The organism is Dietzia sp. MNB45, assembly GCF_051994785.1.
Lineage (GTDB): Bacteria > Actinomycetota > Actinomycetes > Mycobacteriales > Mycobacteriaceae > Dietzia > Dietzia kunjamensis.
On sequence record NZ_CP163397.1, the window covers coordinates 59,010 to 74,113 of the forward strand.

A 15,104-nucleotide genomic window follows, 5' to 3' on the forward strand; every position below is an offset into this window, starting at 1 on the left:
CGAGAGCGGGCGCGGGAGGCAACCGATCGGACGGATCGGAGCCTCACCGGGCGAGGAGCCCCTTCGCGATGTGGGTCACCTGGATCTCGTTGCTGCCCGCGTAGATCATGAGCGACTTGGCGTCGCGGGCGAGCTGTTCGACCCGGTACTCGGCCATGTACCCGTTGCCGCCGAACAACTGCACGGCCTCCAGCGCCACCTCGGTGGCCGCCTCGGACGAGTACAGCTTCATCGCCGACGCCTCCGCGAGCGAGAGCGGCTTGCCGGCACGGGCGCGCTCGATGGAGTTGAAGACCATGTTGCGCACGTTCATCCGCGCCACCTCCATCTTCGCCAGCTTGAGCTGGATCAGCTGGAAGCGCCCGATCTCCTGGCCCCACAGGGTGCGCTCGCGGGAGTAATCGACGCACAGCCGGTGGCACTCTTCGATGATGCCCAGCGCCATGGTGGCCACCCCGATCCGCTCGGCGGTGAAGCTCGACCGCGCCGACTCGCGGCCGTCGCCCCCGCGACCGGACTCGGACTCGCCGAGCAGCCGGTCCCCGCCGAGGCGGACGTTGTCGAAGAACAGCTCCCCGGTCGGGGAACTGTGCAGGCCCATCTTCTTGAAGGGAGCACCCTGCGTGAGGCCCTCCATGCCCTTGTCCAGCACGAACGTCAGGACCTTGCGGTCGCGCTTGTCGGCGTCCGTGGCGGGTCCGGTGCCGCCGGCTCCACCCGACCCCTCGTCGAGCTTGGCGTAGACGATCATCACGTCCGCGTACGGCCCGTTGGTGATGAAGGTCTTCTGGCCGTTGAGGATGTAGTCCTCGCCGTCGCGCCGCACGTAGGTCCGCATGCCGCCGAAGGCGTCGGAACCGGAGTCCGGCTCGGTGATGGCCCACGACGCGACCTTCTCCATGGTCACGATCCCCGGCAGCCAGCGTTCCTTCTGCGCCAGCGTCCCGCGGGACATGATCGTGGTCGCGCCCAGCCCGAGGCTCACGCCGAGCGCGGAGACCAGCCCCATGCATGCGCCGGCCAGTTCACTGGTCACCACGGCCATCATGGAGTCCCGGTTCTCGAGGGCGCTGCCGGAATCGCCGCCGGAGTCGTCGTCCCCCCTCCCGCCGTCACCGCGCGGCCCGTCACCGGACGCCGCTCCGCCGCCCGCGGTCCCGCCCCCGGCGGCCGCGCCGACGGTCTCGCGCGCCCGCTCCCTGGCCAGCATCTTCTCGACCCCGTCGCGGGCCATGGCATCGATGCCGAACTCGGCGAACAGCTTCCGGATGATCGGGTACGGCGGGATCTCACCGCTCTCCAGGGCGTCGAGCTGGGGGCGGATCTCCTTGGCGATGAAGCCGCGCACGGCGTCGCGGATCATCAGGTCGGTCTCGGACCACTCGTACATCGGCGTCTCGTCTCCTCCGTGCCCAGGGGTGTGCCGCGCGTCACTGCAACATGTGTCAGCTCAGTGTGTCGCGGACGGAGCGGTGGGCGCGGCCGTTTGCGGCTAATGGCCGGCCCGGCGACGACGGGGTCGGGCACACTCGGGGACATGAGTGCTCTCCAGGACAGTGCGCCGAACCGAGACCGCCGGCACGGGGCGGGCCGCGAGCAGTTGGGCCGGATCGGCCTGTGGACCGGCTCGCTGGAGGGACTGACGCCGGCGGCGATTCCCGATGTCCTCGGCGAGCTCAACGACCAGGGCTGGGGCTCGCTGTGGTTCGGCGAGGCCGTCGGCCGGGAGGCGTTCACCGCCGCGCAGCTGTACCTGGGCGCCACGCGCCGGATGGCGATCGGCACCGGCATCGCCAACATCTACGGCCGAGACGCCTCGGCAGCGGGTGCGGCCGCCCGCACGATCGAGGCCACGCACCCGGGCCGGTTCGTCCTGGGCCTCGGCGTCTCGCACGCGCCGCTGGTCGAGCGCCACCGCGGCCACCACTACGGCAGGCCGCTGTCGGCGATGCGCGAGTACCTCGACGCGCTCGACGGGACGCAACCCATGGCGGCGGGCGAGGACACGATGCCGCCGGTCGTGCTCGCCGCGCTCGGCCCCAAGATGCTCGAGCTCTCGCGCGACCGCACCGCCGGCGCCCACCCGTACCTGACGTTGCCCGAGCACACCGCGCGGGCGCGGGAGATCCTCGGCGGGACCGCCGACGACGGGCCGGCCCTGGTCGTGGAGCACGCCGCGGTGGTGGCCGAGGGGGTCGACGACGACGACGAGGTGTGGCGGTCGCGGGCCCACGACCACCTCAACGTCTATACAGGCCTGCCGAACTATCGGAACTCATGGACCCGGCAGGGGTTCGACGAGTCGGACTACGTGCGCGGGGGCAGCGATCGGCTCAAGCACGCGATGGTCACCCGCGGGGTCGAGGCGACGCGGGCGCGTGTGCAGGAGCACCTGGACGCCGGGGCCTCGACCGTGCTGGTGCAGGTGCTCGGCGAGAACGTGCTGACGCCGCCGGTGGAGGACTGGCGGATCGCGGCCGAGGGGCTACTCGCCTGACCCCGTGCCTCGCCGGCCTCACCGGCTTACGCTGCCGGTTTGCACGTTCTTGCCCCGGGTATGCAGCGGGATCGGACCATAGCGGGCGCGTAAGTCAGCGGGCCCCGAGGGGCAGGATCCTGACGCGGTCTTGCCTGCGTCCCGTCTCGGCCGCGGCCGTGCCGCCTATGTCCGCCCGGGCCGCTGTCAGCCGTCGTAGGCGACCGTCTCCACGACGATCGGTCCGGCGACGGCCCCGCCGGTGGTGGTGAGTCGGTATTCGACCCGCCCCGGGCCGGTGGAGATCTGCGCTTCGTAGGGGTGGGAGATCGGATCGGGGATGCCCGTCGAGATCCGCGGGAACGGGACCTGCGCGATCTTCTCCCCGGTGGCGCCGGTGTCGAGGTTGCGCCACGAGAGGGTGGCCGTGAGGTTGCACGGGCCCACCCCGACGACGGCGAAGGCCCAGGAGACGGACGCCGTGTCCGGGTACCCGTCGCCGTCGAGCGTGGTGGAGATCGCGCCCGCGCACAGCCCAGTGGGTGAGCCGCCCATGGCGATCACGCGGTCGGGAGCGGGGAACAGGAGCGGGATGGCCTCAGAGGAGTCCTGGGCGTTCGCGGTGGCCGGGGCAGTGACGGCGGCGGTCAGTGCGAGGGCCGCGGCGGCGAGGAACGCCCCCACGGAGACGGTGGGCCGGCGGGTGATCAGCCGGGTCGAGCCGGTGGTGTCCACTCGCTCATCGTCGCACCGCGGGCAGCGGCAGACAAGACTCCGCAAGGATTCCGCCACGTCGGGCCGCCATGTCGAACACCGTGGTCGTGCCCGGAACGAGAACGTGTTCGACACCTGTCTGTAATGTCCGACGAGAGGCTCCGGACGTGTGCCTCGGTCGGAAGGACACGGGATGATGGCACGAACGCGGGGTGGGGACGCCGACACCGTCCGGTCGGACGAGAACGGTCTCATCGCGGTTCTCGCCTTCGGCGGCATCGTCATGTCCCTCAGTCAGACGCTGGTCATCCCGCTGCTGGGCATGCTGCCGGCGATTCTCAACACCTCCGCGGTCAACGCCTCCTGGGTCGTCACCATCACGCTGCTCGCCGGAGCGGTGGCCGGTCCGCTCATGGGACGACTGGGAGACCTCTATCCGAAGAAGTACGTGCTCATCGGTTGTACGGCGGTCATGGTCGTCGGCTCGGTGCTGTGCGCACTGGCCACCTCGCTGTGGCCGATGCTCATCGGGCGCGCCCTGCAGGGCGTGGGAATCGGTGTGATCCCCATCGGCATCGCCACGATGCGCGAGATCCTCCCGGCGCGTCGACTCGCACCGGCGATCAGTCTGATGAGTTCCTCGCTCGGAGTGGGAGGGGCGCTCGGGCTCCCGGCGGCGGCCGCCCTGGCGCAATACGGTTCGTGGCAGTGGATGTTCTGGGGGTCCGGGGCCCTGGGCGTGGCGATCATCGTGATGATGACGGTGCGTCTCCGGACGCTGCCGGCCGCCAAACCGGACGGCACGCTCGACGTCGTCGGCGCGGTGGGGCTCGCGATCGCTCTCATCTCGCTGCTGCTCGCGGTGTCCAAGGGCGCCGACTGGGGCTGGGGCGCCCCGTTGACCCTCGGCCTGCTGGCGCTCACCGCGGTCTCGCTGCCCGGATGGGCGCTGTGGGTCCTCCGGCACCCGTCACCGATCGTGGACCTGCGGGTTGCCGCCCGTCGCCCCGTCCTGATGACCAACATCGCCTCGGTGACCATCGGCATGGGCCTCTATGCGCAGCTGCTGATCATGCCCCAGATTCTCCAGCTCCCTGTCGAGACCGGGCACGGGTTGGGCCAGTCGATGGTGGCCATGGGGTTGTGGAGCGCGCCCGGCGGGCTGGCGATGATGGCGGTCTCCCCACTCAGCGGGAGACTCATCGGCACCCGTGGCCCCAAGACCACGCTCATCCTGGGAGCGCTGGTGGTCGCGGTCGGCTATGCGTCCGGGTTGTTCCTCATGGGATCGACCTGGGGTGTGATGACCGTCGGCATCGTGGTGAGCGGCGGTGTGGGGCTGGCCTACGGTGCGATGCCCGCGCTGATCATGGCCTCGGTCCCCACCTCCGAGATGGGCTCGGCCAACAGCGTCAACACGCTCATGCGCTCCATCGGCACCACGACCTCTGCCGCGGTGCTCGGCGTGCTGCTCACCCAGATGTCCATGGACTTCGAGGGGCTGTTTGTCCCCACCGAGACCGGATTCCGGGTCGGTCTGATGTTCGGCTGCGGCGCGACCCTCCTTGCCGCGGCGGTCGCCGCCACGATCCCGCCACCGTGGGAGGACAAGGCCACGGCCCCAGCGGTGCCGGCGCGGGAGAGCTGAGCGGCCGGATCAGTACGCGCCGGACAGGATCCCGTCGACCCGCGACCGGTCGATCTTGGTGGTGATGCCGCACGCCGTGCACGTGGCCGTGTACGACGACCCCAGCGGGATGATGGGGATGAAGAACAGGGAGAACGCTCGCTTCCGACGGTCGACCCGCTGTGCGGCGACGTTGCCGCAGTTCGGGCACGTGGCCCGGGCCAGCCCGAGGTTCCGGGACGAGTTCTTGAAACCGAAGATGAAGAACATCGGCCCAGCGTGACACCGCACCGGGCCGCGCGCACCCGGTGCGGTGGAGTTCAGGCCCCGGGACCCGAGCCGTCCGCGGTCGACCGGGCGCGGGCCACGATTGCATCGGCCAGCTCTGCCGGCCGCTCGTCGGGGATCCAGTGACTGACCCCGCTCATCTCGACGAACCGGTAGTCGGCGTCCACGTGGTGGCGGGTCCGCTCGGCGCCCCCGCGGCCCAGGGCCGGGTCGCGGTCACTCCACACGAAGGTGGTGGGCACACGGACCGCCGCGGTCGAGCGGGACGGTGAGGCGAAGGGCAGGGCCCGGTACCAGCCGAGTCCCCCGGGGATCGCGCCGGCGGCGACCATCTCACGCCGGTAGCGCTCGATCATCTCGGGCGTCATGCCCATCCCGGCCAGGGCCTTCTCGGGCCGCGGGCCGGCCGAGGTGAGCAGTCGCTCCGGCAGGAACGGCAGCTGGAAGAGCCCGATGTACCAGGATCGCAGTAGCTGGTCGGAGGCGACCATGGCCTTGAGGAAGGCGGCGGGGTGGGGGACCGACACGGCGGTGAGGCTGCGGATGCGGTCGGGGTGCGCCCCGGCGACACCCCACGCGACGGCGGCGCCCCAGTCGTGACCCACCACGTGGGCGTCGGGCAGGCCGGCGGCGTCGAGCAGGGCGAGGACGTCCCCCACCAGTTCCGACAGTCGGTACGCGCGCCGACCACGGGGGCGGGCGGACTCGCAGTACCCGCGCTGGTCCAGCGCCAGGGTGCGGTACCCGGCCGCGTGCAGGAGCGGAGACACGAGGTCCCAGCTGGAGGTGCGCTGCGGGAACCCGTGGAGCAGGACGATCGCCTCGCCGTCGGCGGGCCCGGAGTCCACCGCGCGCAGCTCCATGCCGTCGCGGGAGAACCACAGGTCCGGCCGGTGGGCGTTCGGATCAGCCGCGGACATATCCCCTCCTGACCGCCCGGTCGAGGATTCCGAGCGTCGCCTTGAGCGCTGATGCGTCCAGCACCGGCAGTACTCCCGAGTCGCGCCACTTCGGGTGCGCGTCGGACCAGTCGTAGTAGCTGACGACCTCGGTACGCGCCCCCTCGGTGTCGTCGCCATCGCCGTTATCGCCATTGCCCAGCGGGATCAGGCGGTAGCCGTAGGTGTGGCCGATCGGGGGTCTGATGGCTCCGTCGATGGTCCAGGCGATCTCGGCGTCGGGCTCGAACCGGGTGATGATCACCGTGACGTCGTACTCGCCCATGTCGTAGTCGCCGAGGGACTCGCGGTCCATGTGGACGACGAACCGGTCGCCCTCGGCGGTGACCACCGATCCTTCGGCCTCCTGGAGCATCCCCGAGGAGTCGATCGCCACGTGGCCGTCCGGATCGCACAGTACGGCGAACACGCGGTCCGCCGGAGCCGTGATCACTCGCCGCGCCTCGAGGCGGAGGCCGGCAGGACTCTGGCGGGCGGAGGCCTCATGGGGGTCGGGGTGGGGGCTCATGGCCGAGACGCTACCCGCGCACGCCGTGGGTCGGGGACCTCTCGCGATCCCCGACCCACGGTGTCCGGCTACTGCTCCGTGCCCTGCGTCAGATGCGGGCCGGGTCGGGACGCTCCCACGCCCGGTGGGTGGCCAGCAGCGGCTTGAGTGCGGGCAGCACGCCGGCCGCCGCGTCGACCGCGACCACGCCCGGGGTGTCCGACGTCAGCCCGAAGTCGACGTACCGGTCGATGGGCGCCAGGGTGGCGATGGCCTTCTTGTGCCGGTACATCTCGCTGATGAGCACGTCGGTCCGCGGGTGGGCGGGGAGGTCGACGACGACGAGGGCATCGAACTCGATGGACCGCTGCGTCTGATAGGTCCGCGAGATCGCGACCGTCGCGTCGGGTTCGCCCTCGCCGAGCCTGCCGCCGACCGGGCCGATCACGAGCGGGACCATGTCGTCGTCGAACACGGCCTGCTCGAGTTCCTTGACCGCGGCGACGTCGGAGTTCTCCGTGACGAGGATGCCGATCTGGCGCCCGTCGGAAGGCCACTCCTTGCCGATCTGGGACAGGGCCGGGCTGGTGACGACCTCGGCCACGGGCGCCTTCGCGGGCGCGGGCAGCCCCAGCCCCGACGCGACGGTGACGGCCAGATCGTGGTCGATGTGCGCGAGCTGCTCGACCTGCCGGGTCTTGATGGCCTCCTCGTAGCACTTGCCCAGCTCGAAGGTGTACGCCTCGGCGACGTGCGCCTTCTCGACCTCGGTGAGGCTGGTGTAGAACAGCGTCGCCTGCGAGTAGTGATCGTCGAACGTCGCCGGGGCGTCGCGGACGACCTGCGCGTCGGCGATCTCCTGCGCCACCTCCACCAGCGCACCGTCGGTGGTGCCCGCCATGAACGGGCACCCGCCGTCGAGGCTGTTGGGCTGGTACGGGGCTACTCCCACGTGGTCGGCCGACTGGTGGAAGCCGTCGCGGAGCATGTCGTTGACCGGGGCGTGGGGGCGGTTGATGGGGATCTGGCCGAAGTTCGGACCGCCCAGACGCGTGAGCTGGGTGTCGAGGTAGGAGAACAGTCGGCCCTGCAGGAGCGGGTCGTTGGTGACGTCGATGCCCGGCACGAGGTGGCCCGGGTGGAACGCGACCTGCTCGGTCTCCGCGAAGAAGTTCTTGACGTTGGCGTTGAGCGTCATCGTGCCGATCACCTGCACCGGTGCGAGCTCCTCGGGGACGATCTTGGTCGGGTCGAGCAGGTCGATGCCGTGGAACATCTCGCTGACGCCGTTCTCGTCGACCGTGTCCGGGAAGACCTGGATTGCCAGGTCCCACTTCGGGAACGCGCCGGACTCGATCGCGTCGGCCAGGTCGCGGCGGTGGAAGTCCGGGTCCATGCCGGCGGTGATCTGGGCTTCCTCCCACACCTGCGAGTGGACGCCGAGGTGGGGCTTCCAGTGGAACTTCACCAGGCTGGTCTCGCCGGCGTCGTTGATCATCCGGAACGTGTGGACACCGAAGCCCTCCATCATCCGGTACGAGCGCGGGATGCCGCGGTCGGACATGTTCCACAGGGTGTGGTGCTGCGCCTCGGTGTGCAGAGAGACGAAGTCCCAGAACGTGTCGTGCGCGCTCTGGGCCTGCGGGATCTCGCGGTCCGGGTGCGGTTTGGCGGCGTGGACGACGTCGGGGAACTTGATGGCGTCCTGGATGAAGAACACCGGGATGTTGTTGCCGACCAGGTCCCAGGTGCCCTCGTCGGTGTAGAACTTGGTCGCGAATCCGCGGGTGTCGCGGACGGTGTCGGCGGACCCGCGGTTGCCGAGCACGGTGGAGAAGCGGACGAAGACCTCGGTCTCCTTGCCCTCGGCGAAGACGCCGGCCTTGCAGACGCTCGCTGCGGCGCCGTTGGCCACGAACGTCCCGTGCGCACCGGCCCCGCGGGCGTGGACCGCGCGCTCCGGGATGCGCTCGTGGTCGAAGTGCATGATCTTCTCGCGTAGGTGGTGGTCCTGAAGCAGGACCGGGCCGCGACGACCGGCCTTGAGCGAGTGATCGGTGTCGGACAGGCGCGCGCCCTGGGCGGTGGTGAGGAACTGGCCCTGCTGACGCATGACCTCCTCGCGGGCGGTGACCGAGCCGGGCGGCTCCGCGCCGGTCGGGCCGTACGGGGTCGCGCCCTTCTGGTCGGCCTTCGGCGGCAGCGGGCTGGTGGGCTCGGTGGGCTCGGCGACGGTCGGCGGTCGCGATCCCGGCGTACCGGGGACGACGTCGGCGCTGCCGGCCAGGTCGTCGGCGAACTGTTCGGCCTTGTCGACGAGCTTCTCGGCCGCGGATCGGGCGGCAGACTTGGAGTCGGACTTCTTGTCGGGCATCGGCACTCCTTCGGGATGAGAATCGTTCTGGGTGCACTGGCTTTTCCGGCCGTGCGGGCGATTCTGCTCCTCTGGCGGAGGTCCGCAACCTGTCGCGCGACCACGCGGACCGACGTAAACTTCGCGCCTCCGGGGCCGGCGGCCGTCGTGGTTCCGGCGACCGTCGGGTCAGCCCGTCCCTGGTGCGAGGGCGCCGGTCAGGAAGTGCGACGCCCGGGCACTGTTGAGCGTGATGTCGTAGTCCGGCGACTCACGCCAGTAGCGGATCACCGAGATGTAGGTGGAGCCGACCATCTGGGCGAGGAAGCGCAGCGGCAGGTCCTCGCGCACCTCCCCGGCGGCCACTCCCGGGGTCAGAAGTCGCACCAGGGTGGAGGTCAGCTGCTCGGTGCGGGCGGCGCTGACGGCGGGGACGGCGAGTTCACGCTCGAGCTCGCCGGTCAGCGAGGCGAAGTAGACCGGCGCGGCGGCGGCGGTGGCGGCGACGTCCGCGAACAAGCGATCGAGCCGACCCGCGGTGGTCAGCGGCTCGGACAGTAGGTCGTCGACAAGGAGTCCGAGTGTGGCCACGTGGGCGTCGTGGAGAGCGATGACGATGCCGTGCTTGTTCCGGAAGTAGTTGAAGAACGTCGCGCGGGAGACGCCGGCCGCCTCGGCGATCTCCTCCGCCGTGGTCTCGGCGACCCCGCGTTCGGCGAAGAGCTGACGGGCGGCCTGCAGCAGGCTCGTGCGGACCGCGTGTTTGTTGTGCGCGCGCCGGGAGGAGTCGGGCGGCGGTTCGGTGTCGATAAGCGGCCACGTCTGCATCTGTCGTCTCGTCCCCTCATCAGCGGCTCGGCGGCCCGGCGGCTCGCAGTGCGCCGGGACCCACGATATCCGTCGGCTGAAAACCTAGACACGAGTCTATCTTTATGGTGTGATCTACCTCACCGCCCCGGATGAAGGGAGTGTCACCGGAAGAAGGAACGACGGGCATGAGCCAGGACGTGACGGCGGACGACGTCAAGAGCGACATCATCACCTCGACCACCGACCTCGTCGAGGTCCGGGCCCGACTGGAGACGTGGCTGGCCGAGCGGGTGGGCAGCACGGGACCGGTCCGCGTGACGTCGATCCGGCGCCCCGAGAGCTCGGGCATGTCGAGCATCTCCGTCCTGTTCGACGCCGAGTGGACCACGGACGGGCGGGCGAGCGCGCGGAGTTGGTGGCCCGACTCGCGCCGGAGGCCTCCTCGTTCCCGGTGTTCCCCGACTACGACCTGACCGGGCAGGCCGCCGTGATGCGCGCCGTCCGGGAGCGGACCGACCTGCCGGTGCCCGGCGTCCGCTGGGTCGAGGACTCCCCCGAGGTCCTGGGCGTGCCCTTCCTGGTGATGGACCGTGTCTCCGACCGGGTGCCCGTCGACAACCCGCCGTACGTGTTCGGCGGCTGGGTGGTGGAGGAGCTGGACGAGACCGGCCGGGCGCGGTTGCGCGACGTGAGCGTGGAGGTCCTGGCCCGGGTTCACGGCACACCGGAGCCACGGACCGCGCTCGGTGACGCCGCGCCGGCTGCCGGCCTCGACAGTCTCCGGGCCCACGTGGAGAACGAGCGCGCCTGCTACGAGTGGACCCGACGAGAAGACGGTCTCCGGATCCCGGTCCCGGAGAAGGCGTTCGACTGGATCGAGGCCAACTGGCCCGCCGAGCTGTCGCCCGACGTGTTGTGCTGGGGTGACGCGCGGATCGGCAACATCATGTTCGACGGGGGTCGAACCCGCCACCGTGCTCGACTGGGAGTCGGCCACGCTCGCTCCGCCGGAGCTCGACCTGGGCTGGTTCCTGTTCTTCCACGACATGTTCCAGGAGATCGCCGAGCAGTGGGACTTCCCCGGCCTGCCCGACCTGTTCCCCCACGACGCGGTGGTCGCCCGGTACGAGGAGCTCACCGGGTCACCGGTTCGCGAGCTGGAGTTCTTCCGCACCTACGCCGCCTTGCGCCACGGCATCGTGATGTCGCAGATCGAGCGCCGCCGCGTCCACTTCGGCGAGGTCGAGGCGCACGAGAACCCGGACGAGTACGTCCTGCACCACGCCATGCTCGCGAGGATGATCGCCGACTGACACCCGGTACGAACCACCCCACTCGACCGCCACACAGCACCGACCCCCTGCACCGACCCGCACCACCGCCCCAGAGAGCTCCCAGGAGAGTCCATGACGATCAAGCCCGCGCCACTCGACGAGTACCCGGTCCACCAGTCCCCGCTGTCGATGGCGCAGGTCGCCACGAGTGACCGCAACTTCTACGACCGCTACTACTTCAACGCCCATGACCGGACCGGGGACGTCTACCTCGTCACCGGCCTCGGTGTGTACCCGAATCTCGGCGTGATCGACGCCTTCGCCACCGTCCGGCAGGGCGACCGGCAGCGCTCGGTCCGCTTCTCCGACGCCAGCGACGAGCGGTCCCTCGACTCGGTCGTGGGTGGGTACCGCGTCGAGGTGATCGAGCCGCTGCGAACCGTCCGCCTGGTCTGCGAGCACGAGGACCTCTCGTTCGACCTCACCTGGCACGGATCGTTCGAGGCGGTCCTCGAGGAGCGGCACATGCTGCTCGACGGGCCCCGGCCGATCCTCGATGCGACGCGCTTCGCCCAGGTGGGCAGCTGGTCCGGCACGCTCACCGCCGAGGGCACCGACTTCACCGTGGATCCCGACGTGTGGATGGGCAGCCGCGACCGCTCCTGGGGCATTCGTCCCAGCGGCGACCCGGAGCCCAAGGGTCGCTCGGCCGACGAGCCGCGTGAGGGCCACTGGTGGACGTACGTCCCGCTGCGGTTCGACGACTACGCGCTGATGATCATCATGCAGGAGAGCCCGGACGGTCACCGCACCCTGAGCCACGCCACCCGCACGTGGAAGGACGGCCGGGTCGAGCAGCTGGGCTGGCCGCGCGTGGAGATCGACTACCGCAGCGGTACCCGGCACCCCGAGACCGCGCGGATCCACCTCACCACGCCCACCGGCGAGCCGGTGGTGGTGGGGGTGGAGACCCTCGGCTACATCCCACTGAGCATGGGATCCGGATACGTGGGCGACCCGGACTGGCAGCACGGCCAGTGGAAGGGGCGCGGCTGGAGCCTGTCCACGGCCTACGACCTCGCGGATCCCGACGTGCAGGCGTTCATGCCGTACCAGACCATCGATCACATCGCCCGGGCCACGTGTGACGGCGCGGAGGGCTGGGGCATGTTCGAACACGGCGTGCTGGGCCGCCACGATCCGAGTGGCTTCGTGGGCTGGACCGACCTCGCCCCGTGATGTGACCTGAGAAGTCTTGAAAAGGCTTTAACATCGAGGTCATGACCCAGGGCTCGCCGACCGCCGCTCCCTTCGACCGGGCGCACCTGCCGTACCCGGTCGTGCTGGCGGCGGGCTGGTCGGCGTGCCTGCTGCTCATCGCGGGCGGCGGGTGGCTCGTCGGGCAGGCGGTCGGTCGGCTGTCGGTGATCATCGCGCCCCTGGCGATCGCGGTGCTGCTCGCGGCCATGCTCCGCCCGATGGTGGACCGCATCCCGGAGCGGGTCCCGCGGGCGGCCGCGGCCCTCGTCGTCGTCGTCGGGGTCCTCGCGGTCATCCTCGCCGCGCTCGCGGCGGTCACCACCCAGCTCGCGACCGGCGTGCCCCGCATGCGGGACCAGATCTCCTCCGGCACCGACGCCGCCCTGCGGTGGCTCGAGGACGGCCCGCTGCACCTCACCGCGGACCGACTGCAGGAGGCCGTCGCCCAGGCCCGCACGTGGATCGAGTCGAACTCCGAGGCGGTCGCGGCCGGCGCGGTCCAGTTCGGACACACGGCCGTGGACGCCGTGGCGGGCGTGCTCATCTGCCTTGTGTCGCTGTTCTTCTTCCTCTACCACGGCGAGAAACTCTGGGAGTTCTTCGTCCGGTGGCTGCCGCGGGCGAGCCGCGAGCACGTCGACACCGCGTTCCGCCGTGGCTGGGGCAGCCTCGGCGCCTACACCCGCACGCAGCTCACCGTGGCCGCGATCAACGCCGCCGGGGTCGGTCTGGGCGCGCTGCTGCTGCGCGTGCCGTTCGTGATCCCCATCGTCGTGGTGGTGTTCCTCGCGTCGTTCGTGCCCATCGTCGGCACCCTCGTCGCCGGGGTGATCCCCACGGTCCTGGCGCTGGTCGAGCGGGGGCCGGCGATCGCGGTCGCGATGCTGGCGATCGTCGTGGTCGTCCACCAGCTCGAGTCGCACGTGCTCCAGCCGCTGCTGATGGGCCACGCCGTGGCGCTGCACCCGCTGGCGGTGATCCTCGTGGTCACGGCCGGTACGTACCTGTTCGGTGTCGTGGGCGCGCTGTTCGCGGTGCCGGTCACGGCGATGGCCAACACCGTCGTGCGCCACCTCGCGGCCCGGGGCGGCGCGGACGGCGGCAGCGCGGCCCGGGGCGGCCCGGACGGCGGTGGTTCGGCTGGTGGCGGCGAGGACCTCGGGCCGGGCCTGGTGCCCGGGCGCGACGAGGTGTCCGGACCCGACAGCGCTGCTCACCCCGCCGGGGACGACGACGAGGTGCGCCTCCACGACCACGACGGCGAGACCGTTCCCGCCGAACCGGCCGCGAGGACCGGCGGCCATGCGCCGCGGTGACGGGCGGGCCGCTGCTCGGACCCCCGGCGTGGTGGTCGTGCGCTCGAGTGTCGTGCCCGCGCCCCGGGACCAGGTGTGGGCGCGGGTCGTCACCGCCGACGGCGTCGCGGACGAGTTCGGCCCGCTGCTGACGATGCGGTTCCCCAGGTCGCTGCGGGGGGCGACGATCGCGGACCTCCCGCTCGGTCGCCCGGCGGGGCGGGCGTGGATCCTGCTGGTGGGGATCGTCCCGGTCGAGTTCGACGACCTGGTGATCACCGGGATGGAGGCGCCGCGCTACTTCCAGGAACGCTCGAGCCTGGGGTCGTGCCGCGTGTGGGAGCACCGCCGGGAGCTCGATGACCTGCCCGACGGCTCGACCCGGGTGACCGACACCCTGCGGGCCGAACCCCGGACGGTGCTGCCGGGACCGGTGGTTCGGATGGTGGTCGGTGCGCTGTTCAGGCATCGTCACCGGCGGCTGATCCGGAAGTTTTCGGCCCAGATGTGACACGGGGAACTGCGTGAACGTCCCCGCGGGGCGCACAATGACGGTAGGTGCTCCCTGCGACGAGATACGGCGCGGGAGGCCGTCCCCGAGGGGGAATCACTATGCAGACCGCGACACTTCACGGACGAGAGCTGGCCTACCGCGAGGCGGGTGCCGGCGAGGGCAAGCCGACGATCCTGCTCATCCACGGCATGGCCGGCAGCTCGACCACCTGGCGCGAACTCATCCCGCGCCTGGACGCCCACTTCCACGTCATCGCCCCGGACCTGCCCGGTCACGGGGAGAGTTCACTCGACTTCGACGACTACTCGCTCGGCGCGATGGCCTCGGCCCTGCGCGACCTGTTGGTGGTCAAGGGCATCAAGCGATGCACGGTCATCGGGCAATCGCTCGGCGGCGGCGTCGCCATGCAGTTCGTCTACCAGTACCCCGAGTACTGCGAGCGGATTGTCCTGATCGGCAGCGGCGGCTTGGGCAAGGAGGTCAACTGGATCCTCCGGGCGCTGGCCGTCCCCGGCGCCGAACTCCTGCTGACGATCGGCGCGGCCCCGGTCTTCGTGAACGCCGGGAACTCGGTGGGGCGCTTCTTCTCCGGCCTGGGGATCCGGGCCGACGCGATCACCGAGTCCTGGATGGTGTACGACTCGCTCAGTAGGCCCGGTCACCGCAGGACGTTCTTCAAGACGCTGCGCGCGGTCGTGGACAACAAGGGGCAGGCGGTGTCGGCGGCCAACCGGCTGCACCTGGCCGGGCGATTGCCGTTCCAGTTGATCTGGGGCGACCGCGACCCGATCATCCCCATGTCCCACGGGCACGCCACCCACGAGGCGATCCCCGGTAGTCGCCTGGCGATCGTCGAGCGGACCGGCCACTACCCGCACGTCGAGGACCCGGCGGCCGTCGAGCGGATCATCGTGGGGTTCATGACCGAGACGCAGCCGGGGCACATCGACCCCGAGACGCTGGGAGACCTCGTGGCGGCGGGGGCCCATCCGCCGGAGCCCCAGCAGCCGGAGCACCACAGCTGACGGCCCGGGCGGGCAGAAAGGA

General features: G+C 70.8%; 15 protein-coding genes and 1 pseudogene. 9 read left to right on the forward strand and 7 right to left on the reverse strand.

Annotated elements, in window-relative coordinates; translation table 11 throughout:
• Nucleotides 1-43: 43 nt before the first annotated feature.
• Nucleotides 44-1,390, reverse strand: coding sequence for an acyl-CoA dehydrogenase family protein (locus tag AB5G72_RS00275; protein ID WP_440220656.1), 1,347 nt, complete (start codon nucleotides 1,388-1,390; stop codon nucleotides 44-46).
• 147 nt (nucleotides 1,391-1,537) lie between these two features.
• Between AB5G72_RS00275 and AB5G72_RS00280 the strand changes: the two genes are divergently transcribed.
• On the forward strand, nucleotides 1,538-2,497 hold the full coding sequence (locus AB5G72_RS00280; RefSeq protein ID WP_440220657.1) for a TIGR03620 family F420-dependent LLM class oxidoreductase: 960 nt from the start codon (nucleotides 1,538-1,540) through the stop codon (nucleotides 2,495-2,497).
• 186 nt (nucleotides 2,498-2,683) lie between these two features.
• Here the strand turns inward: AB5G72_RS00280 and AB5G72_RS00285 are convergent, their stop codons facing one another.
• Complete coding sequence (locus AB5G72_RS00285; protein WP_440220658.1) at nucleotides 2,684-3,211, reverse strand: hypothetical protein; 528 nt, start codon at nucleotides 3,209-3,211, stop codon at nucleotides 2,684-2,686.
• A gap of 172 nt (nucleotides 3,212-3,383) precedes the next feature.
• On the opposite strand from AB5G72_RS00285, the gene AB5G72_RS00290 reads away from it, so the two are divergent.
• Nucleotides 3,384-4,838, forward strand: coding sequence for an MFS transporter (locus AB5G72_RS00290; protein ID WP_440220659.1), 1,455 nt, complete (start codon nucleotides 3,384-3,386; stop codon nucleotides 4,836-4,838).
• 9 nt (nucleotides 4,839-4,847) lie between these two features.
• Here AB5G72_RS00290 and AB5G72_RS00295 read toward each other — a convergent pair whose 3' ends face one another.
• From AB5G72_RS00295 to AB5G72_RS00315, 5 genes are all read right to left on the reverse strand, one after another.
• Nucleotides 4,848-5,087 (reverse strand): zinc-ribbon domain-containing protein, encoded by a 240-nt coding sequence (locus tag AB5G72_RS00295; RefSeq protein ID WP_067715487.1) that lies wholly within the window; start codon nucleotides 5,085-5,087, stop codon nucleotides 4,848-4,850.
• Between the two features lie 50 nt (nucleotides 5,088-5,137).
• On the reverse strand, nucleotides 5,138-6,025 hold the full coding sequence (locus AB5G72_RS00300; protein ID WP_440220660.1) for an alpha/beta fold hydrolase: 888 nt from the start codon (nucleotides 6,023-6,025) through the stop codon (nucleotides 5,138-5,140).
• The gene (locus AB5G72_RS00305) at nucleotides 6,012-6,572 is read right to left on the reverse strand and encodes a polyketide cyclase (RefSeq protein ID WP_440220661.1); all 561 of its coding nucleotides are present in this window, start codon (nucleotides 6,570-6,572) and stop codon (nucleotides 6,012-6,014) included. The genes AB5G72_RS00300 and AB5G72_RS00305 overlap by 14 nt, the downstream gene beginning before the upstream one ends.
• Before the next feature lie 88 nt (nucleotides 6,573-6,660).
• Nucleotides 6,661-8,925 carry a catalase gene (locus AB5G72_RS00310; protein WP_440220662.1) on the reverse strand — a complete coding sequence of 755 codons (2,265 nt, stop codon included), beginning with the start codon at nucleotides 8,923-8,925 and terminating at the stop codon, nucleotides 6,661-6,663.
• Between the two features lie 168 nt (nucleotides 8,926-9,093).
• Complete coding sequence (locus tag AB5G72_RS00315; RefSeq protein WP_154830905.1) at nucleotides 9,094-9,732, reverse strand: TetR/AcrR family transcriptional regulator; 639 nt, start codon at nucleotides 9,730-9,732, stop codon at nucleotides 9,094-9,096.
• 167 nt (nucleotides 9,733-9,899) lie between these two features.
• Here AB5G72_RS00315 and AB5G72_RS00320 point away from each other — a divergent pair, with 167 nt between their 5' ends.
• The 7 genes and pseudogenes from AB5G72_RS00320 (at nucleotide 9,900) to AB5G72_RS00350 (ending at nucleotide 15,082) form a co-directional block, all read left to right on the forward strand.
• The gene (locus AB5G72_RS00320) at nucleotides 9,900-10,187 is read left to right on the forward strand and encodes a hypothetical protein (protein ID WP_440220663.1); all 288 of its coding nucleotides are present in this window, start codon (nucleotides 9,900-9,902) and stop codon (nucleotides 10,185-10,187) included.
• Nucleotides 10,166-10,618: pseudogene (locus tag AB5G72_RS00325) on the forward strand (phosphotransferase); the annotation flags it as partial. The gene AB5G72_RS00320 and the pseudogene AB5G72_RS00325, both read left to right, overlap by 22 nt.
• A gap of 70 nt (nucleotides 10,619-10,688) precedes the next feature.
• Complete coding sequence (locus tag AB5G72_RS00330; RefSeq protein ID WP_440221538.1) at nucleotides 10,689-11,027, forward strand: hypothetical protein; 339 nt, start codon at nucleotides 10,689-10,691, stop codon at nucleotides 11,025-11,027.
• Between the two features lie 93 nt (nucleotides 11,028-11,120).
• The gene (locus AB5G72_RS00335) at nucleotides 11,121-12,227 is read left to right on the forward strand and encodes a hypothetical protein (RefSeq protein ID WP_440220664.1); all 1,107 of its coding nucleotides are present in this window, start codon (nucleotides 11,121-11,123) and stop codon (nucleotides 12,225-12,227) included.
• Between the two features lie 41 nt (nucleotides 12,228-12,268).
• Nucleotides 12,269-13,564, forward strand: coding sequence for an AI-2E family transporter (locus AB5G72_RS00340; RefSeq protein ID WP_440220665.1), 1,296 nt, complete (start codon nucleotides 12,269-12,271; stop codon nucleotides 13,562-13,564).
• A complete protein-coding gene (locus AB5G72_RS00345) occupies nucleotides 13,551-14,054 on the forward strand; it encodes a hypothetical protein (protein ID WP_440220666.1) in 504 nt (167 codons plus the stop codon). Before AB5G72_RS00340 ends, AB5G72_RS00345 begins: the two co-directional genes overlap by 14 nt.
• Before the next feature lie 101 nt (nucleotides 14,055-14,155).
• Nucleotides 14,156-15,082 (forward strand): alpha/beta fold hydrolase, encoded by a 927-nt coding sequence (locus tag AB5G72_RS00350; protein WP_440220667.1) that lies wholly within the window; start codon nucleotides 14,156-14,158, stop codon nucleotides 15,080-15,082.
• Nucleotides 15,083-15,104 lie beyond the last annotated feature (22 nt).

What these genes read in the sequence shown, in the direction of transcription:
- AB5G72_RS00345 (WP_440220666.1), top strand. Translation starts at nt 13,551, where the DNA reads ATGCGCCGCGGTGACGGGCGGGCCGCTGCTCGGACCCCCGGCGTGGTG.
- AB5G72_RS00350 (WP_440220667.1), top strand. Translation starts at nt 14,156, where the DNA reads ATGCAGACCGCGACACTTCACGGACGAGAGCTGGCCTACCGCGAGGCG.
- AB5G72_RS00295 (WP_067715487.1), bottom strand. Translation starts at nt 5,087, where the DNA reads ATGTTCTTCATCTTCGGTTTCAAGAACTCGTCCCGGAACCTCGGGCTG.
- AB5G72_RS00320 (WP_440220663.1), top strand. Translation starts at nt 9,900, where the DNA reads ATGAGCCAGGACGTGACGGCGGACGACGTCAAGAGCGACATCATCACC.
- AB5G72_RS00280 (WP_440220657.1), top strand. Translation starts at nt 1,538, where the DNA reads ATGAGTGCTCTCCAGGACAGTGCGCCGAACCGAGACCGCCGGCACGGG.
- AB5G72_RS00315 (WP_154830905.1), bottom strand. Translation starts at nt 9,732, where the DNA reads ATGCAGACGTGGCCGCTTATCGACACCGAACCGCCGCCCGACTCCTCC.
- AB5G72_RS00310 (WP_440220662.1), bottom strand. Translation starts at nt 8,925, where the DNA reads ATGCCCGACAAGAAGTCCGACTCCAAGTCTGCCGCCCGATCCGCGGCC.
- AB5G72_RS00300 (WP_440220660.1), bottom strand. Translation starts at nt 6,025, where the DNA reads ATGTCCGCGGCTGATCCGAACGCCCACCGGCCGGACCTGTGGTTCTCC.
- AB5G72_RS00275 (WP_440220656.1), bottom strand. Translation starts at nt 1,390, where the DNA reads ATGTACGAGTGGTCCGAGACCGACCTGATGATCCGCGACGCCGTGCGC.
- AB5G72_RS00340 (WP_440220665.1), top strand. Translation starts at nt 12,269, where the DNA reads ATGACCCAGGGCTCGCCGACCGCCGCTCCCTTCGACCGGGCGCACCTG.
- AB5G72_RS00335 (WP_440220664.1), top strand. Translation starts at nt 11,121, where the DNA reads ATGACGATCAAGCCCGCGCCACTCGACGAGTACCCGGTCCACCAGTCC.
- AB5G72_RS00290 (WP_440220659.1), top strand. Translation starts at nt 3,384, where the DNA reads ATGATGGCACGAACGCGGGGTGGGGACGCCGACACCGTCCGGTCGGAC.
- AB5G72_RS00305 (WP_440220661.1), bottom strand. Translation starts at nt 6,572, where the DNA reads ATGAGCCCCCACCCCGACCCCCATGAGGCCTCCGCCCGCCAGAGTCCT.